The organism is Micavibrio aeruginosavorus, assembly GCF_051245535.1.
GTDB lineage: Bacteria > Pseudomonadota > Alphaproteobacteria > Micavibrionales > Micavibrionaceae > Micavibrio > Micavibrio aeruginosavorus_D.
This window is the reverse complement of record NZ_CP195303.1, coordinates 788,056-808,292: the sequence shown is the minus strand read 5'-3', so window position 1 is coordinate 808,292 and position 20,237 is coordinate 788,056. Positions and strand designations below refer to the sequence as shown.

Sequence of the window (20,237 nt, the reverse complement as noted above, 5' to 3'; positions counted from 1 at the left end):
GAAAGTTTAGATTATGATTGAAAAAATACTGGGATTTTCTATCGCCCATAGGCTGCTGATTGTAATGATTACAGCCGTGATGGCTTCTTACGGGATTTATTCCCTAAGCAAGCTTCCTATTGATGCTGTACCTGATATCACGAATAATCAGGTGGCTATCAATATCGAAGTTCCCTCACTTTCTCCGTACGAAATTGAGAAACAAGTCACCTACCCCATTGAAACGGCAATGGCGGGCATACCGGGACTGTCTTATACACGTTCCATATCAAGGAATGGATTTTCTCAAGTCACTGTCATTTTTAAAGATGAAATTGATATTTACTTTGCCCGCGCTCAAGTCAATGAACGATTAGCCGAAGCCAAGGAGTCCTTACCGGAAGGCGCAGAGCCACGGATGGGCGCTATCTCAACAGGCCTTGGTGAAATCTATATGTGGACTGTGGAATACGAAAATCCAGAGTCCGAATACACGACCCCCGAAGGCAGAGTTCTAAAAACTGCCTTTGAGAAAGCCATGTATCTGCGTACCGTGCAGGATTGGATAATCAGGCCGCAGCTAAAAACTGTTCCCGGCGTTGCCGAAATTGACGCTATAGGTGGGTACGCCCAGCAATATCATGTCCAGCCCGATCCGCAGAAGCTGGCGGGTTTAGGTCTTAGCTTTTCTGATGTAATTGAATCCCTTGAGAGGAACAATACAAGCACTGGCGCAGGGTTTCTTGAACAAAAGGGCGAATCTTATGTTGTTCGCGCTGATGGACGGCTGGAAGACATACAGCAGATAGAAAATGTTGTTCTTTCAACCCGTGGCGGCATCCCTATCTATATCAAGGATGTTGCCTCGGTTGAGCTTGGCAAGGAGCTTCGTACAGGCAGCGCCAGTGAAAATGGCCATGAAGTTGTTGTCGGCACGGCGATGATGTTAAAGGGCGAGAACAGCCGAATTGTGTCCAAGGCCGTAGATGAAAGAATTACAGAGATAAATAAATCCCTGCCCCAAGGCATAAAAGCAAAAACGGTTCTTAATCGCACAAAGCTTGTAGATGCCACAATTCATACCGTACAAAAAAATCTTGGTGAAGGTGCGTTACTTGTTGTTGTCATTCTATTCCTGCTATTGGGAAACATACGGGCGGCTTTGATTACCGCCCTTGTTATCCCCATCACCATGATGCTGACAGCTACGGGTATGCTCAAGGCTGGTATCAGTGCCAATCTTATGAGTCTCGGCGCTCTGGACTTTGGTTTGATTGTCGATGGCGCAGTAATTGTCACGGAGAACTGTTTGCGCCGACTCGCTGAAAGGCAGCATCACGAAGGGCGGTTATTGACCTTACAAGAACGCATGAGCGAAGTTCTTAATGCCAGCCGCCAGATGATCCAGCCCGCTGTTTTTGGTCAGGCTATCATTATTACAGTTTATCTGCCTCTTCTGACCTTTTCAGGAGTTGAAGGTAAGATGTTTGAACCTATGGCAATGACCGTAATTATTGCTCTGGTTGCGGCATTTATCCTGTCTATCACTTTCGTGCCAGCCATGATTGCCATGTGCATAACCGGAAAAGTAGAAGAGAAGGAAAGCCGTATTATATTGAAGGCAAAATCGGGCTACGCCCCCATGCTTAACTGGTCGTTGGATCGACCTAAGTTTGTTGTCTTTGCGGCCATGGCCTTTTTTGTGTTCTCTTTGGCAATTGGAAGTCGTTTAGGCCAAGAGTTTATCCCCTCTCTTGATGAAAAAGACATTGCCATGCACGCCATGCGAATCCCTAGTACGGGAATATCTGAATCTACGGCTATGCAATTACAGGTCGAAAAAGCTGTCAGCAGTTTGCCCGAAGTGGCTTTTGTATATTCAAAAACGGGAACGGCAGAAATGGCAGCAGACCCGATGCCGCCAAACGTATCCGATACATTCATAATTCTTAAGCCTCACGATGAATGGCCTGACAAATCCCTTGATAAAGCGGATTTTATAAACAAGCTGGCTAAAGCGGTTGGACAGGTTCCCGGCAATAACTATGAATATACCCAGCCCATTCAGATGCGTTTCAATGAACTAATTTCCGGCGTCAGAAGTGATGTCGCTGTAAAAGTTTACGGTGATGACTTTGGTGTGATGACGGATACAGCGAACAAAATCGCTAGCGTACTGCGAAGTGTTAAGGGTGCGGCAGACGTAAAAGTTGAGCAGACAACCGGCCTTCCCATGCTTGACATAGATATCAACAAAGATTCTATTGCCAGATATGGCCTGAACGTAAGCGATGTTCTTGATCTTGTATCTGCCGCTGTGGGAGGAAAGGAAGCTGGACTCGTATTTGAAGGTGACAGACGTTTCCCCATAGTTGTCCGCTTGCCTGAATTTTTACGGCAGGATATTGCAGCCCTTCAAAATCTTCCTGTACCTGTGCCGCATGAAGACGGCGAATCTGGCGCTTTTGTCCCTCTTAAGGAAGTCGCATCGTTCAAGCTTTCTGAAGGGCCAAATCAAATAAGCCGTGAGAATGGAAAAAGACGAGTAGTGGTACAAGCTAACGTCCGTGGCCGCGATATAGGGTCATTTGTTACCGAGGCTCAAGAATCTCTGGATAAGCAGCAAAAACTGCCGCCGGGAATCTGGCTTGACTGGGGTGGCCAGTTTGAGAATTTGGTAGCAGCGCAAAAACGCCTGATGATTGTTGTTCCGGCCTGCTTCTTCCTGATTTTTATGATGCTGTTTACGGCATTAGGGTCAGCGCGGCAGGCACTATTGGTATTCAGTGGTGTACCTCTGGCAATTTCAGGCGGCATATTGACGCTTGCCTTGCGTGATATGCCCTTCTCTATTCCTGCTGCCGTAGGCTTTATAGCTTTGTCAGGCATAGCCGTCCTCAACGGTCTGGTTATGATTACCTATATAAATGATCTGGTAAAAAGCGGGATGGAGAAACGGGCTGCGATTGTTGATGGCGCACTTACACGCCTTCGCCCCGTATTAATGACTGCTTTGGTGGCATCTCTGGGTTTTGTCCCTATGGCCTTGGCTACCGGAACAGGCGCAGAAGTTCAAAAACCGTTGGCTACTGTGGTAATTGGAGGCCTGATAACGGCCACCCTGTTAACACTGATTGTTCTGCCTGCCCTTTATAAAATGTTTTCAAAAGCACCCGACTTTAAACAAGGAGCATAGTCATGAATAAAACTCTTATGATGGTTTTACTTAGTTTTTCTATCTCAACTTCCGTTCTTGCCGATGACAAGAAGCTGGAGATTTCTGAATATCAGCAAAAGAAACTGGATCAAAGGAGCGGTGAGATTAAGGCATATGACGTCAACAAGGATGGTGTCCTTGACGCAACAGAGCTTCAGAAAAGCGCAGGATCAAAATTTGATGCTGCGGATATAAATAAAGATGGCTTTCTATCGCCAGAGGAAACGGCTGCATCATTGGCGAAGCTGAAATCGCAGAAACAGGCAACCTTTGGCGAAGATGACGCTAAAACACAGGTCAACAGAGTGAAAAGCCGGATGAAGAATGCCGATGAAAACGAAGACGGCAACGTATCCAAACAGGAATACCAGACATATATGAATAACCACCAAGCTAATTTTGATCGTAATGGAGATGGCATAATCTCTAAAGATGAATACCGTGCAGATTCAGAGAAATTGCCGAGCAGCTATCGAAAGAAAAAATGATAGCCTTGTAAATCAAAACAACGGCGCTTGACTATAAAACTTAAACCAAAGGAGAAGTTCTATGAAAACACTTATACTTGCCTTCTTGCTGACCTTTTTTGCTGTACCCGTGATGGCCGCTGATAATGGCCATGACCATGGTAATAGTTGGCTTAAACCCGTTGAAGCCAAGATGGTCTGCATGATGAACGACAAAGTTTTTGATAAAGAGCAAATGAGCATCGAGATCGAGGGCAAGACTTACTATGGCTGCTGCCCCATGTGCAAAGAAATGCTAGGCAAAGACGCGTCTAAACGCGCTGCAATCGATCCCGTCAGCGGCAATAAGGTTGATAAAGCCACCGCAGTGATTGGCGCAGATACGCACGGCATGACGTACTACTTTGAGAGTGAAGATAACCTTCATAAATTTGCCAGCGGCCCCATGCCCGAAATGAAACATGAGACTATGGAAGGTATGAAAAATGATGCTGCGGACGACCATGGCGATCATAGCCATGATTAGCCTCTGATTTTTATTCATCCGTTATCCCCCGGAGTTTCAAACTTCCGGGGGATATTCCGAAGCTTCTTCCCCTCTTTTAAACCAGCAGAAAATCTTTATACTTAAATAGCTAAAAAAATTGTGTCTGGGATGCGCTGGTTTTTGTAAAGATTTGAGTTACACAGGTCTTACACACTTTCACAAATCCTTACACAATTTTAGAAAAATATAAATTTTATATAACTATAACAATAGGATAGTCAGCCCATGTCGGTCTTGAAAACCAGCGAGGGTTCACGCCCTCCGTGGGTTCGAATCCCACCCTCTCCGCCATTAAAAAAGCCCCCGCCATGGGGGCTTTTTTGCTAATTTCTAAATATCCCACTTACAAGTTTTTGCTACATCTTCCAAATGGGGCGTTAACCCGCGCAAATCAAACTCAGCCGTCGCTAGGTTTGCATTGAAAGGGTTAAATTCTATTTTTAGAGTTTGCGCATCTTTCATTTGGCGCAAAAGGCTAATGGGGTTCGGCGCAAATACCGATTCACTATTCGTGCTTTCATTCCAATATTGCGAGTTAGCCGTTTTGTCATCAATCCTTACGCGGATGCTGGCCTTTCCATACTCTCCATACACTGGCGTAAAATTAGATTCTGCTTGGAAAATAACATCCGTAGTGTTTTCTTGGCATCGTATAACCAACGTGGGCGTCACTTCATCTAGCCAAGACTTGACTGAATTTTCAGATTTTCTTGAAATTGTAATGCTGGGCGTATCGTCCATTTGTGACTGATCTTTGCTAACGGACCAATTGTCAGAGAAATCTGCCTCTTTCGCGCTCTCAACCATTTTCTGAGGTTCATTATTATCCTGAACCGTAGATGCGTAATCGCCAGATTTGCTTTTGGCGTTCTCTATCAATTCCCCACCTGTTTTTCCGCCTTGGTATAACGAAAACAGGACAAGGCCTAAAATTATAAGAGCCATGCCATTCCGTGACCCTAAAGGGGTTCCCTCAAGGCGCTTTCGGACCTGTGGCAGGAATAGAACTCCCGCAATAATTATTGCCAGACCCGCAAGAAGGTTGGTCATCATGAAGGCCATACCAACAATCAGAAAAACAACAAACGTAGCATTCTGCGCATATAGCTTTAGCTTTTCCATCCATTCACTGGGCGCGGCGTCTTTATCTACGACTATTGTTGCCGCAGTAGCGCCGCTCTCCTCCCGAATGACTTGCGTGGGTGCCGATGAACTTGCGACAGTGGGACTGTTCTCAATCTCCACCAAAGTACCTTTTGTAAGCATAACGGGAATCCCCAAGACAACCGCCCCAAGAACCCAAACAAGCAAAACCAATCCCGTGCCAATCGTTGAGCCAAGCGCAGCACCCGCCTGCTCAGCACCCGATCCTTGGCTAATCATCGGTGAAATTTCAACCCAATAGCTAAAAAGCCAAAAGGTCATGAGTAGGTTAAATGCTATAAACACCCACTTGAAAAGTTTACCAACTGGGCCCCGAACATACTTCAAGGTTCTGACGACTTTTGCCATTATTCTGTAATCCTATGTTAATAGATTCCCAAAGCGGAAAAGATTGTATTTTAAAGTTGTGATTTTTACAAATACGTGATTTAAGGTTACGGAAATTACGAGCAAGGAGTATAATATGCTCACAGACCTCCCCCTCTCCCGCGAAATCCTGTTCGTCAGCCTGGCCATTCTGGTCTCGCTGATCCGGTATGCGACGTATTTTCATTCCATCTATAAGAAGGAAACGCGCCCGCACGTTTTCAGTTGGCTGAACTGGGGCATTATGGTGGGGATTGGGGCGTATGCGCAATTTACGCTGGATGGCGGGGCGTCGGTTTGGGCGTTGGTGTTTGTTTCGGTCACGTGTTTGTTGATCGCGTTTTTGTCCCTGTTCGTGGGGGAGAAAAATATTACGCGGTCGGATTGGTTGGCGTTTATTGGTGCGCTGGCCGTTATTCCTGTGTGGATGAGCACGCAAAACCCGTTCTTTGCCATCATCGCGTTGATGGCGATTGATATTCTCAGTTACTATCCCACCATTCGCAAATCGTGGAACGACCCGTGGGGTGAACCGCCGGTGTCGTATTTCTGGGCGGGGTTGCGGTATTTCTTTGCCCTGCTCGCCGTGCCGGAATTTACGGTACACACCATGGCCTATCCGTTCTTCCTGATGGCGGGGGATTGGGCGTTTGCGTTGTATGTCGTATGGCGGCGTCAGGCGTTGCGGGCCCGAGGCGCGGCGGCTTTGCAAGAAGGCTGAAAAACAGCGGATTTCTGCGCGTGATTGACGGGCCCCTGCACACAGTGGCCCGTTTTTTATTTCGGCGTAACTTTATTCTGGTACGCTGGAGAAACCATGGATAATCAGACAGATAGCCCCATACAGGATAAATCATACACGCGGCGGATGGAGCGTTTGCTGACGCGGCGGTATATGGACATTATCGCCGCGCAGGACCCGGATAGTTTCGCCCTGATCCGCCAGCGCAAGGATATTCAGCAGGGTGAAAACAAATCCACGCGCATGCGCGACTACATCGCGTTGTGGGAGGGGTTGAGCGCGGACCAGCAATTAAAACTGGCCGCACATGATGCGAAGATCAATCACCTCGCCCGGCTGGCGCGGACATTGGCGACCACCACGGTGGTGCAGGCGCATAATAAAATCCAAACCACCACCGCCGGGTCGATTGATTTCGTCATGCGGCGGTTTCGGGAGGAAGACGTCGCCCCAGAACAGGTGCAGCAATTTCTGGATGAAAATGCCGTGGCGTGGTTCAGCATTACCGGCCACCCCACCAACCCGACCACGGTGGATTACACCATCGCGCAAACCGATGTGGCGCGGGTGATTGTGGATTCATCCGCCACGCCGGATGATTTGCATGATGCCCTGCTGCATCTGTATCACACGCCCATTGTTGGCGACCGGAAAACGCCGCTGGATGAAGCGCGGGAGAGTATAAACACCCTCAATTCCATTTACGATTCCGCGTTGGCCCACCGGGATTTGTTTATCAAAGCGATTGCCGATCATGGGTATGCGGATCAGGGCGTGAACATCACCCGCGCGTTGATTGTGCCCTGTTCATGGACATTGGGTGATGCCGACGGCAACCCGGCCTTGACCGCGCAAGTCTTGGCCGATGGCATCGCCCTGCACCGCCATGCGATTGCGGACCGGTATAAATTAACCCTGCAATCCATCCACACGGATCATGCACCGACGATGCAAGCGTTGCACGATTTGCAAGATGCGTTGATGCAGGCCGGGCCGCAGACCCATATTGATTCCATTTGCCAGATAATCCAATCCATCATCGCCCATTGCCCGGATGAAGCGGCGCAGAAACAGATTCAGGATTTTCGTTATCTGATGCATTGTTTCGGGTTTGGATTTGGCACCATCGATATTCGCCACAACGCCGTTGATATTCTGGCCGCCGTGAAACAATTGGCCATTTTATCCGGGCTGGAGAATAAGCAGGATATGGAGGCCATAGGGCTGGACCATATCCAATTGAAACTGGCGGCATGGTTGCGGGATGATGCGGTGTTGGCCCGCATGGCGTCCACCACCGATCTGCCCGATGATGAATCCGCGATGATTGTCGGGCGGTTGCGCGTGATCGGGCAAAATCCGGATATGTGCGAAAAATTGATCATCGCGGAAACGACGCACCCGGCCCATGCGCTGGCCGCCCTGCTGTTGCTGAAAATCACCGGGAATGTGGTGGCGGATGACGGGGCGCGGATTGACCTGACCATGTTGTCGGAATCCGTGCATGATTTGATGAATCTGGGCAATACGCTGGAAACCTTGTTGGACAATGAAACATTCCGCACCCATGTGGCGGCGCGCGGGCGGTTGCTGGTGATGATTGCGAAAAGCGATACCACGCGGCAGGATGGTCGCGGCGAAGCCGAAAACGCCCAATACGAAGCCGCCATCGACATTTACCGCGTGGCGGAAAAAATGCGGCGCAAATATCGCGATTTACGCCATGTGTTGCCCAGCATTATGAATGGCGGCGGACATGCGTTGCAACGCGGTGGCGGCCGTGTCACCGAAATTCCCGCAGTCCACGGACGTGCGGCGGCGGATGCGCGGGCCACGGATATTGGCCCCTCCACCCTGACCGTGCAGGGGCACCAGCAAAATGTCCTGTTCTGCCCCGGCCCCGTGGCGGTTGGGACGATGGAGGCCTTGGCCGCGCAGAATTTATACAGCAAGGCCGGCATTTACGGTGAAATGCCCGACCCCGTATCCCGCCCCGGCCTGAACCGCCACCACGGGCAATATGATGCGTGGTTATACGCGCAAACGGCGGGACGGGCGTTTGATACGTTGACGCAGAAAAATGTGGCGATTGATGAATTGCTGGTCCGTGCGCCGTGGCTGGCCATGAAAGCGGGAAACGCCAGCTCCCGCCCCGCCAAGCGCGGTGAAAAAATGGTTGGCCCCGGCATTACCCCGCGCGAATCCGTTGGCATCGGGCCAAAGGCGTTACAGGGCCGCGCCATTTCCGGTGAACGATTAACCGCGCATGCGTGCCTGCCCATTTTTTCTGTTCTGGGGTTGGTCGAAGCGATGTTGAGCGTGCGCGACCATGGCCGCGCCAGCCGGAACCCGGAAAAATATGGTGATGGCCTGCACCATCTTTACCGCGCTCATAAAATTCACCGCGATGGCGCGCGGGCGACATTGAACGCCTCGATCATGGCGGATTTTGATATTGCGTGGCCGTTATTGGTCGGCGACCCCCGCCCACCACGAAGCATTGTTGAAAAGCTTGCGGCACAATTTCGACACCATGACCCGGACCACACCAACACACCCGCCATCACGCTGGCGTTTCTGGAACACTATTTCCTGCAAGTTGAAAAATTGAGTTACGAGATGGTGTCGGGGCAAAAAGCGAAGAAGAATTTTAACCATGGCGATGGGTTAAGCACACTCTGGCCAGAGCTTTACAATGAAATGTCGATCCGCAATCGCGCCGCGGAATTTTCGCGCGTCATCGAGTGTTACCGCACCGTACAGATGGATAAGAACCCGGACATTCCGTTGGATGAAAACCAATTCCGCATCACGCAGAATTTATATGCAGCCGCCGATGTAGTGAATGCGCCCATTGGCATTCTGGCCACACGCACACGGCTGGAGCCCGTCTATGACGTGCGTGGCGGAATCAAAACCCGATTTATGAAACCGGAAAGCTATCTGGAAAGCGATGTAGCAGGGTTATTGTCCCTGCCCCCGGCATTGCAGTAAAGGCACCAGAATTTTGTTTCCCTATCAATGGGATGCGAATGGGCGTAGAATGTAAGTATCATGAAACCCCGGGACATCACCTTACAAAGCTATTTTGAAAGACAAATTGAACGATATCTATCACCGATAGATTTATTCATTCATAAGCAGACAACAGCGGCCATTTTTCTGTTTATTGCAACTATCATCGCTCTTGTCCTTACAAACTCTCCATTAAGTGGTGTTTTACAGTACGTTTCTGATCTGGATATCGGTGTCGTTTTCCAGGATTCTCAATTTATCCTTTCATTAAAAGAATGGATTAACAGTGGCCTGATGGCCCTATTTTTCTTTCTGATCGGTTTAGAGTTAAAGCGTGAAATTCTGGCCGGGAAGTTAAGGGACACGCGCCAGGTAATGTTAATCATCATGGGTGCCTTTGGCGGCATGGCTGTTCCGGCGCTTCTATACTGGTTATTAAATCCTAGTGGGCCGGAAGTCCATGGCTGGGCCATTCCCATGGCAACCGATACGGCGTTCGCTGTTGGTGTTCTGGTCTTGGTTGCAAGTCGTGTATCGTTCGGAATTTCTATCTTTCTTGTTGCGCTGGCGATTTTTGATGATATTGGCGCCATTACCGTTATTGCGATGTTTTATACGGACCAATTGCATTTTGAGCCGCTTTTAAAATCCCTCATCCCGATATTTTTTATCATTATCATGAACGTGTCCGGTGTACGGCGCGGTTGGATTTATGCTGTCCTTGGCGTTTCACTCTGGTGGTTTATTCACGAATCCGGAATACACGGCACATTGGCGGGCCTGCTCATGGCCATTATGAGCCCTGCACGTACGCGCGTGGGGAAAATAAGCTTTGTAAAAGAAATCAGGTCGATACTGTCAGCTTTTGAACATAACGATAAGCCAGATCAAACCATGCTGGAAACATCACGCCAGCATAATTTAACCAGCGACGTAGAGGAAATGGCAAAATCAGCATCAACGCCGTTGCAACGTTGGCAGGCCTTCCTTATCAATCCCGTCGGCATTTTTGTATTGCCACTTTTTGCGCTCTTCAATGCGGGGATTGTTTTATCATCCAGCAATATTTCGATCGCGCTCTCGTCGCATGTAACGTGGGGCATTATTGCCGGATTGGTTATTGGCAAACCACTGGGCATTGTCCTCTTTACGTTTTTGGGGCTTTGGCTAAAACTGGGGAAACTACCGGAAGGTATGCAAAAATTTGAATTGGTCGGGGCTGGTATTCTGGCTGGTATTGGGTTCACAATGTCATTGTTCATTACAGCCTTAAGCTTTGAAGGCCATGCGGAGATGATTGATCCGGCGAAGATTGGCATTCTTATCTCGTCGATCCTGTCGGCGAGCCTCGGCGCTCTGTGGCTTTATATGTTCACGCGCAGCCCATCATCATCCTACAAAGAATGACTGATCTCTGGCGATGGCATACGGGGCGCGCGTTCCGGTACAGGGGTGTTTTCCTGATCGACGTTGGCCGTATTGTTGTGCGCCATGTTGAATGCGGCGCTGTTGGGGGATTGGCTGGCCATCAACGGTTTGGGTTTTAAGCCTGCTTCCAAACCATAGGCGGCAATACCATCGGCAATCTGCTGTGCATGACGATCCGGATTCTGGGCCATCGCGGCCAGATTTTTAGCATCCTTTGGATTGCTCAAAAATCCAACTTCCAGCAGCACCGCCGCATGATGACCCGCCGCTGGCGCACCCTTTTCAAAATGGCGCAAAACACCCAGATCGGCAGCATGGATGCCCGTGCTTTGTTCCGGTGTTAAATGGTACGACCCGGCAATTTTTCCAGCCAGAGCCTGAGAATCCGGTGACGTTGCAACGCGGTTTCCACCATTCGTATAAACATCCGATCCGTTGGCGGATGGGTTGCTGGCGCTGTTGGCGTGGATGCTGACAAACAAGACATCTGATGCACCCATTTCACGGGCCAGCGTGTGGGCAAATTCGGGGCGTTTATGCAATGTCTGGCCCTTGTCCCCTTCCAACCGGAATTGTTCACCGGGATTGCGGGTGAAGGCCACATCATAGCCCTGTGCCTGCAACCGTGCGGCCAAGGGCTTTGCCAAGGAATCTACAACTTCGGTTTCGCTTAGACCACTTTGCATGTGCGGGCCGTGGGTGTGGGCGGAAATGGCACCGTCATCCAGTTTGTTATTGCGTTTCACATCTTCGCCATGGCCAAGGTCGATCACGACCAACGGGCGGCCCGGATTTTGTAAACCAACCGGCGTAAATTCTGCGCCATGCGGCACTTTCGTCCGGCTGACATTGGACCAGGCGCGTTCAATTGTGGCGTTGGGTACACCAAATCCATTATCACCCAGAACGGGTTGCGATGCCGGGGCCAGCCAGTCGGCCGCGCCCTTGATTGGGCCTGCGGCTTTTGGCTCACTGCGAACCAGATCAATTTTCTCACCACTGGCCGCCATATAGTGGTCAACGGCGTTTATTGTCTGGCTGCCCACGACACCGTCAACGCCGCCACTGCCATGACCGCCTGCAATCAATAATGTTTGCAGGTCGCTGACCATCGCGTGGTCGGTCGTGGTCGCCAGATCAGGATTGGCCTTGATCATCTCACCAATACGGGCCTGAAGGGCCGGGGAATTCTTTGTGATGGCGACCAGCGCATCATTCTGTCCGTTGCGCATCAAATCGCGCATCAGATCTGGGCTCATCGTATCGACCAGAGACGGATTTTTGGCCAGATGTTGAACAATGCCGCCGGCCGTTTTGGGGCCCAGAATACCGTCATCAATACCGACCTGAATGCCCTGGGCGTTCAGGTCGTTCTGAATGGTTTTAATTTGTGCCTTTGTCAGATCCTTCGGTCCGCCGATCAAAGCATCGAGCGCATTGGTGCTTGGCGGAACTTGCGTTGATTTTTCGAAGGTTTGGGAAAGGCTTTTATCTTGCGGCGCGTTCTGGTCGGCCAGATTTTTTAATTCAACGGCATGACCGTTTTGTGACAGGTAACTGCGCACCTGTGATCCGGCGGATGCAGCCAGTTCGGGATGTTCGTTATAAAAGCGCATAACCGCTTTGCTGGTCAGGGAACCGAAATCACCATCGGATTTTCCCGGTGCGTAATCCAGCGCACGCAGATTGGTCTGCAGGTCGTAAACCTGTTGCCACGTCATGGGCTGCTTCTGGGCCAGCGTTGCCGCGATTGCCTGTTCAGCCTGTGATTTATTGACCCCCGCCATAGGCACGTCCCTTATTGTTCTTCTTTGAGACTCTGTTTTTTCAATGCCCACCTTATTCTCAAAAGGCTAACATCCCCTTAAAGCGCGCAGAATCCATTGAAAAACACCAATAAATCCGCGGCTTTTTATCTATCTCTTGAACCTGTGTGCATTGCACCTACCTGTCATCTGAGCGCATTTTCATTAGCGTTTCATCATATAAAACACGCCAGATTCAATCTGACATTCCATCATTCGAGAATGAAAGGAGATCAGTCATGAGATCCACGACAGTAAAACAGATAATGACGGCTGATCCGGTCATCATATCACCGGAAACCAGCCTGAAAGACGCATCCATAAAAATGATAGCCATTGATTGCGGTATATTGCCCGTCGGAGCGAAAGACAATATCACCGGGATTATCACAGACCGGGACATCGTCATACGCGCCGTCGCCAATGGCAAAGACACATCCAAGGAAAAGGTCGCCAATTATATGACGCGCGTCCTCTATACTTGTGATGAGAATGACAGCCTAGAAGAAGCGGCCGATCTGATGCGCGAAAATAATGTCAGCCGCCTGATCGTCACCAACAGTGACGGTGCCGTGACGGGCATATTGACCTTTGGCCATATCCTGCGCAACGATGCTAACCCGCTGGAAGTATCCAAAGTGGTGCAACATGCCACGCGGGCCCGCGCCGGCGCACGACCCATGTAATTGCGCGTGATGGAATGAAGAAGGGCCGGATTTCTCCGGCCCTTTCTTTTATTCTGTTTTGGCGGCGTCCGTCATAATGCCCGGCAACGGTGCCCGTTGCATTTTCCGGGAATGTTCCTGACCACCATACATGGACACCCAGAAGAAGGTAACCAAGGCCACGATGGTTGCGGTCAGGGCAAAATAACGGACCCAAACCGGCGATTGCCCACCCGGATGCACACCCGTTTCCTCGATTTCGCGCTGGCGTGTGACCGACGCGGAATAGAAGATGATGGTGCAAACCACGAAGATCAAAGACCAGCGGACCTGATCCCCGTCCGAGCCAACCAAGGCCCACAGGCTGTACAGAGCGGCGATGACACCCATGGTGACGTAGAAGGTGTATTGCTTCGCCGACATCTTCTTATACCCCAACACCTTGATCGAGATGGCGGAGTAAATATAGGGCAGCAACGTCATGATCACGGCGATGGACGCAATCTTGCTGAACTGCTCGCCCGCGGTTGGGGACATGGTCAACAAGACTTGGACCGACATGATCACCGCCACGATGGCCAGACCAGCAGACGGGACACCCTTGGCATTCACTTTCGCAAACACCTTGGCGAACAATCCGTCATCGGCCGCGGCCTTCGCCGTTTGACCAACCAGCAAGGTCCACCCCGCCAGCGAGCCCAAACATCCGATCGCCGCACAGGCCGCCACGATATTGGCCGCCGTGTTGCCCAGAGCCAGACGCGCCGCATCCGCGAATGGTGCGTTTGATGCGACCAGTTCCGGGTTCGGGATCATGCCCATGATGACCGTCGAGCTGAGCACGTAGCAGATGGCCGCCAGAATAACCCCGCCCACCGTCGCGATGGGGACGTTTTTCTGCGGATTTTCAACCACGCCTGCGGATACGGACGCACTTTCAACCCCGATAAAGGCCCAGAGTGTGAAGGTCAGCGTGGCGCTGATCGCGCTGATCGGGCTGGCACCGGATACGTTCCATCCAGCGGCATAGACTTCCGGGTTAAACCAGAACCATCCGAACACGGCCATACCCATAATCGGCACCAGTGCGAAGATGGTCGTCATCGCCTGCAGTCGCGACACGAAACGTGGCCCCAGCATGTTGGCGTAGGTAAAGAACCAGATCACCGCGATTTGTGCGATGGCCAGCGGAATAACCTGACGCAGTTCCGGGAAGAAGTGAGAGAGATACCCAAGACCTGCAACCGCCAGACCGACGTTACCAACCACGTTGGCCAGCCAGTAAATCAAGTTGGTTTGGTAACCCATATAGTTACCGAAAGCTTTTTTCGTATAGGCATATGGTCCACCCGCCGCCGGATCAATGGCAGCCAGTTTCGCAAATACAAGGGCCAGCGCAGTGGCCCCCGCAATCGTGATACACCAGCCGAGCAGTGCGATACCGCCCGTCGTGGCCAGACTGGCCGGAAGCATAAAAACCCCCGACCCCATCATGTTACCCGCCACCATCAGCGTGGCGGGAACAAGACCGATTTTGTTACCTTCGGCGCTCATAATATCGATTCCTTTTTATTATTTTTTACGGCTTTTGGATTTGGCTTTTGATTTTGACGCAGAGGATTCTTTCTTCAGGCACTGGATGAAATATTTTCCATCAATATTCTCAACACCATGGGTATCGTGACCGAAGCCCGGGAATTGGGAATCAAATGTTTCCAGCGATTTCAGATAGCCCAGCAACGGGCCATCCGCCGGACCAATATTTTCACCCGGCATCAGCAATGGAATGCCCGGCGGATATGGAACCACACCGGTGGCCATCACCCTGCCCGCGATTTTATCCAGTGATACGGGTTCAATGTCGCCCTTGACCAGGCGTTCATAGGTTTGAACCGGGCTCATCTCAACCTTCGGCAGGATTGAGAAGGCCTTGGACATGAATTCAACCGATTTGATCGTGCGCATGGCTTCGAACATTTCATCGGCCAGATCTTTCAAGCCCATATTTTCATACCGGCCCGGATTTCCCTTGACCAATTTTGGCAAGGCCCGGTTCAGCGGAATGTTCGCATCATAATCACGTTTGAAATCCAGGAACGCGTTGATGAGTGAGCCCCACTTGCCCTGTGTAATCCCCATGGAGAACAGGAACAGGATGGTGAAGTTCGTGGTTTTTTCGACCACGATCCCCTGTTGATCCAGATAAGCGGTTATGACAGAGGCCGGAATACCGGATTTTGCCAGTTTCCCATCCAGACCAACGCCCGGTGTAACAACGGACACCTTGATCGGGTCCAACATGCAGTAATCATCTTCCAGATCGTGGAAACCGTGCCATTCATCACCCGGATGAAGAACCCAGCAGGACGGATCGGTCACCAGTTTTTCTTCCGCCACTTCGTGGAAGGCCACTTTTTTACCGCCGCCGTTTTTGATTTTGTCCGGCTGCCATGCGTTGAAGAACCACTCCTTCTTCTGCCCAAATTCAGCATTCAGACGGGATATGGTTTGACGGAAGGCGACGGCCTCACGAATTGACTCGGTGGTCAATGTGACACCGCCGGGGCCATCCATCATTGCAGAACTGACATCATTGGATGCAATAATGGCATATTGCGGTGATGTCGATGCGTGCATCATAAAGGATTCATTGAAGCGATGGTGTTCGACCGGATTGCGTCCGTCACGAATATGGATGAACGACGCCTGCGACAACGCGGCCAGCAATTTGTGCGTCGATTGTGTCGCGAACACGGTTGGGCCATCCGGATCATGGTCCTTTGGGTCACCGTGCATGGCATGACGATCTTTGTAGATCGGGTTAAACCGGGCATAACCGTACCATGCTTCATCGAAATGAAGGCGGTCAACGCTCTGCCCCAGTAATTTTTCAACCTTGGTCACGTTGTAACACAACCCGTCATAGGTCGAATTGGTGATAATGGCGTGCATGGGTGTCGGGTCGATGTCGCCCGTCACCATTGGGTTATCGGAAATAGATTTCTTGATGGCTGCTTTGGTCAGGCGTTCCGGATAAATCGGGCCGATAATGCCCAGATAATTGCGTGACGGAATCATCCATACCGGCAATGCACCGGATAACGTCATCGCATGTTCAACCGATTTGTGACAGTTGCGATCACACAGCGTAATATCATCCCGCGTCACACTGGACATCAAAATTACGCGGTTCGACGTCGATGACCCGTTGGTGACATGGTAAGACCGGTGCGAACCAAAGACATGGGCCGCGTATTTCTCACTCTCGCCAATCGGGCCCGTGTGATCCAGCAACGAACCCAACTCACCCACGGAAATAGACAGGTCGGAACGCAATAAATCTTCACCAAAAAATTCAAAGAACGCACGGCCCGCCGGATGTTTCAGGAAGGCCGTCCCGCCCGTGTGGCCCGGCGTGTGCCATGAATATTCATAAATGCGGGAAAAGCGCGCCAAAGCACCGAACATTGGCGGCAGAACCTGATTGCGATAGCGTTCCATCGCGGCAACGATGCGACCGCTGATAAAATCCGGTGTGTCGTCCAGCAACCAGATAAAGTCGTCTGCCTGCTGCATGGCTTCCAACGGAATGGATGATGCGCGGCTGCGCTCCGCCAGCAGGAAGATTGGCACGTTTGAATTTCGCGCACGGATTTGTTTCAGGACCTTGGATGCATCTTTATGATCATCCTTTCCGCCCTTGCCGATGTCCCAATCGAGGATCACGCATTGAATGGCGGAATCCGCCGTACTGATCAACGCGGCATCGTTGGCGGATAACGCCTCGACCACATTCACGCCACGCGCGATCAGATTATCGGCCAACGAGCGGATCGCCCGCCCCGCAACGCAATCGCTGTGTAAATCATCGTTTACGACCAGAGCGCGCATAGCCAGACGTTGAGAGGCATGAAGAGTCATTTTGATCTCCTAAAAAATTTAAAAAGGCAAAAAAATCAGAATGTCCAAGACAGGGAAACAAGACCTTGCGTCCAGTTATCGTTCCCGCCCGTTGCTTGTTCCGCACCATCGCCGGGCATGGCCACACCGACCATACCGGAGAGAGATAGATTATCGTTGATGGTCCAATCCACGAGCAAATCGACCTCGTCACCATAGTGATCGTCGGTTACGCCAGTGGCGAAAGTTGCTTCTTCGGGTATTCTAAAATGATAATACGTTGCGGTTAACGTAACATTATCATTCGGATTGCCACGCAGGCGTAACGCATGGCTGGCCAGATTGCTGTTGGACAATGCATATTCGCCCAGAATCTCGCCCTGATACCATGTGCCCCAATCGGTGCTGCCATAGAATAGCGGGTCAAATTCTTCGTTTTCTGCGGTATTCGGGTCATCCCCTTCGAACCACGCATAACGGTAACCGAGCGATGGAGTCCATGGCATTTGATTAAATTTGTAGAGAGCGCCGATCCATCCGCCATCGGCATCCAGATCATCGCCGTTGCGTTCGAACACATATTCACCACCGAAGCCAAGGCCCGGGATGGATTCAAACGGATATGTACTGGCGCGGATGTTATAAACATTCAAACCATCGCGTGACTGAGAGTCTGCATCCAGAAAATTCATGTAGGCGAAACCAAGTTTCGTTTGTTCAATCGGTTCCCAATCGACGTTAAATCCAGCGACCTGTGTATCCGTGTTTGGGTTGTCATCGGGTTGCAGATAGAACGCCTGCGCATCCAGTTCCTTTGTATCCAGTCCGAAGATTGAGGCCAGTTCAAAAGCCTTGCGCGGACCAATCCAGAATGCGCCGCGATCGCCACCATTGCTGGAGCCGCTTTTCACCAATAAACCGTTGCCGATTTTGAATTGCTGGCGACCAATCGACGCATAGAGTGCCCCCTCGCCCAACTCAGGAAAATTTTTCCCGGAATCGATGCGGATGTACGCATCTTCGGGCAATAATTTGCTTTGATCTTCATCGGGCACTGTGGACCCTGCGGCGTCTGTATCACCCACCTGCCACGCATAGATCGCGTTTAATACGGCTTTGATATGGGTGTCACCATAAAATCCGCTTTCAATCTCGAACCCGGCTTTGATGTCACCTTCGTGCCAGAATTCGCTTTCCTGGCCAATATTTGCAACAGCCTCACCAAACCATGCATCGCCATGCACGAACAATCCCGCATCAACGGCCAATGTTGGCTTGAAACTGAAATCATATCCGGCGCTCTCACTTGCATCATCATGCGGCTTTCCAGTGAAGTGCCCTTCCCATTCTGTGCCCGCATAACGGTTTCCACCATTATTGGTAGATTGCGCGAATGCTGGGGTTACAAGGAAAAGGCAGGACGCAGAACACAGAGCCAGAGAGAGGACACGATTCATGGCGGGTTTCCTTTATTGAGAGGGCCGCAAACAGGCTACAGGAACCGAAATCGCCGTCAATCGAAAAGAACAACTATGAATGGCTATGTCATACAAGCGCACGTTTATTATGTATTCTGTTTTCCGGATTGCATTGCGACGTAAAGCGGAATGCCGGCAAGCAACAAAAGCAACGCCCACATGCCCGCCATCGGACCCGACCCATAAATGGTCAACATGGAAAAGATGAACCCAACCATGGCGATGGGCATATACGGTCCAATGCGATAAGCCCGTGATGCGGGATTCATGCGCAAGAATAAAACACCCTCGACCAGACAGCAGAAGACATAAGGTATCATGCCGCTGACCGTGCTGAGTTGCACAATGAAGTCATACAACGCCATCAGCGTATCAACCGCCGTCGATTGCATAATCAGAACCGCAGACGACAGGGCCATTGACAGCGCAATGCCCTTGCCCGGCACCCCAAAACGATTCAGGTCACTGAATATTTTCGGCAATACATGATCCCGCGCGGCGGCCATGGGCACCTGTGACATCAGCAATGTCCACCCGTTCAACGCCCCCAGTGAAGACAGCAAAGCCGCAAATGCAATCACATACCCGCCCCACGATCCCCACATCACCGTGGCCGCATCGGCAAAGGGCGAAGCCGATTGCATCAATGTTTCACGCGGAATGGCCTTCATCACCGCCAGCGTGCCAAATATATAAATGACGGCGGCCAGCATGACGCCGATCATGGTTGCGTATGGAATGGTTTTCTTCGGGTTCTTGATACTGTCCGCCGGGACCGTTGCGGATTCAATCCCCAGAAAGGCAAACATGGTCAACGGGAATGTCGCCGCCAAGGCCAATGGAAATGAAACATCGCTGGGGTTCAGCGGTTTTAAATTATCCCATCCGGACCAGAACAACCCGCAAATCGCAATCGCCAGAAAGGGAATAATTTTAACGCCGACCAATAAAATTTGCGCCTGACCCACACGTTTTACGCCGCTCATGTTCAACAATGCGACGGCCCACATAATGCCCAACGCGACGATCATTTCACCATGTGGAATGGCATGCAGGGCCGGAACAAAGATGCGAAGATAGCCAATAAACGCCAGTGCTATCGCGGGCAATGACGCCCAAACGGAAATCCAGTATCCCCACGCGACCAGAAACCCGGCAAAATCACCAAAGCCCATACGCGCGTAACCATATGGCCCGCCCGACGCCGGAACGATGCGCCCCAGCCGTGCAAACACCAACCCCAGGCACATGGCCGCCATGCACATGACAACCCACCCAATCAACGCGACCGATCCATAAGGCGCCAATGCCGCAGGCGATAGGAAAAATCCAGCCCCCACAACGTTACCAACGACCAAAGCCGTTGCCGCCACGACACCAATAGATTTTTCAGATTTGGGGGGTTGTGTATCCGATGACATAATAAATACCATAGCGATCAATAAAAACTATCATCATGGTACG

General features: G+C 50.9%; 13 protein-coding genes. 7 read left to right on the top strand and 6 right to left on the bottom strand.

Features of this window, described 5'->3' with window-relative positions; genetic code table 11:
• The first annotated feature begins 13 nt into the window (after nt 1–13).
• The 3 genes from ACSC94_RS03945 to ACSC94_RS03935 all read left to right on the top strand — a co-directional run bounded on the left by ACSC94_RS03945 (nt 14) and on the right by ACSC94_RS03935 (nt 4,189).
• Nucleotides 14–3,175: an efflux RND transporter permease subunit gene (locus ACSC94_RS03945; RefSeq protein WP_435641762.1), complete on the top strand. Its 3,162-nt coding sequence runs from the start codon at nt 14–16 to the stop codon at nt 3,173–3,175.
• A gap of 2 nt (nt 3,176–3,177) precedes the next feature.
• Complete coding sequence (locus ACSC94_RS03940) at nt 3,178–3,684, top strand: EF-hand domain-containing protein (protein ID WP_435641761.1); 507 nt, start codon at nt 3,178–3,180, stop codon at nt 3,682–3,684.
• 61 nt (nt 3,685–3,745) lie between these two features.
• On the top strand, nt 3,746–4,189 hold the full coding sequence (locus ACSC94_RS03935) for a hypothetical protein (protein WP_435641760.1): 444 nt from the start codon (nt 3,746–3,748) through the stop codon (nt 4,187–4,189).
• Nucleotides 4,190–4,540: 351 nt separating this feature from the next.
• On the opposite strand, the gene ACSC94_RS03930 is transcribed toward ACSC94_RS03935, so the two are convergent.
• A complete protein-coding gene (locus ACSC94_RS03930; protein ID WP_435641759.1) occupies nt 4,541–5,722 on the bottom strand; it encodes a type VI secretion system-associated protein TagO in 1,182 nt (393 codons plus the stop codon).
• Nucleotides 5,723–5,837: 115 nt separating this feature from the next.
• On the opposite strand from ACSC94_RS03930, the gene ACSC94_RS03925 reads away from it, so the two are divergent.
• The 3 genes from ACSC94_RS03925 to nhaA all read left to right on the top strand — a co-directional run bounded on the left by ACSC94_RS03925 (nt 5,838) and on the right by nhaA (nt 10,904).
• Nucleotides 5,838–6,461: a hypothetical protein gene (locus ACSC94_RS03925; RefSeq protein WP_435641758.1), complete on the top strand. Its 624-nt coding sequence runs from the start codon at nt 5,838–5,840 to the stop codon at nt 6,459–6,461.
• A gap of 96 nt (nt 6,462–6,557) precedes the next feature.
• Entirely contained in the window at nt 6,558–9,476 is a 2,919-nt protein-coding gene (locus ACSC94_RS03920) for a phosphoenolpyruvate carboxylase (RefSeq protein ID WP_435641757.1), read from the top strand.
• Between the two features lie 60 nt (nt 9,477–9,536).
• Nucleotides 9,537–10,904 (top strand): Na+/H+ antiporter NhaA, encoded by a 1,368-nt coding sequence (nhaA, locus tag ACSC94_RS03915; RefSeq protein ID WP_435641756.1) that lies wholly within the window; start codon nt 9,537–9,539, stop codon nt 10,902–10,904.
• Here nhaA and ACSC94_RS03910 read toward each other — a convergent pair.
• The gene (locus tag ACSC94_RS03910; RefSeq protein WP_435641755.1) at nt 10,892–12,712 is read right to left on the bottom strand and encodes an N-acetylmuramoyl-L-alanine amidase; all 1,821 of its coding nucleotides are present in this window, start codon (nt 12,710–12,712) and stop codon (nt 10,892–10,894) included. The genes nhaA and ACSC94_RS03910 overlap by 13 nt on opposite strands.
• A 257-nt stretch (nt 12,713–12,969) precedes the next feature.
• On the opposite strand from ACSC94_RS03910, the gene ACSC94_RS03905 reads away from it, so the two are divergent.
• Nucleotides 12,970–13,416, top strand: coding sequence for a CBS domain-containing protein (locus tag ACSC94_RS03905; RefSeq protein ID WP_435641754.1), 447 nt, complete (start codon nt 12,970–12,972; stop codon nt 13,414–13,416).
• 48 nt (nt 13,417–13,464) lie between these two features.
• Here ACSC94_RS03905 and adiC read toward each other — a convergent pair whose 3' ends face one another.
• The 4 genes from adiC to ACSC94_RS03885 all read right to left on the bottom strand — a co-directional run bounded on the left by adiC (nt 13,465) and on the right by ACSC94_RS03885 (nt 20,194).
• On the bottom strand, nt 13,465–14,949 hold the full coding sequence (gene adiC / locus ACSC94_RS03900; RefSeq protein WP_435641753.1) for an arginine/agmatine antiporter: 1,485 nt from the start codon (nt 14,947–14,949) through the stop codon (nt 13,465–13,467).
• 18 nt (nt 14,950–14,967) lie between these two features.
• Nucleotides 14,968–17,316, bottom strand: a complete 2,349-nt coding sequence (locus tag ACSC94_RS03895) for an Orn/Lys/Arg decarboxylase N-terminal domain-containing protein (RefSeq protein ID WP_435641752.1) — start codon at nt 17,314–17,316, stop codon at nt 14,968–14,970.
• 35 nt (nt 17,317–17,351) lie between these two features.
• A complete protein-coding gene (locus ACSC94_RS03890) occupies nt 17,352–18,752 on the bottom strand; it encodes an alginate export family protein (RefSeq protein ID WP_435641751.1) in 1,401 nt (466 codons plus the stop codon).
• A 107-nt stretch (nt 18,753–18,859) separates the two neighbouring features.
• Complete coding sequence (locus tag ACSC94_RS03885) at nt 18,860–20,194, bottom strand: amino acid permease (protein ID WP_435641750.1); 1,335 nt, start codon at nt 20,192–20,194, stop codon at nt 18,860–18,862.
• Between the last annotated feature and the right edge of the window lie 43 nt (nt 20,195–20,237).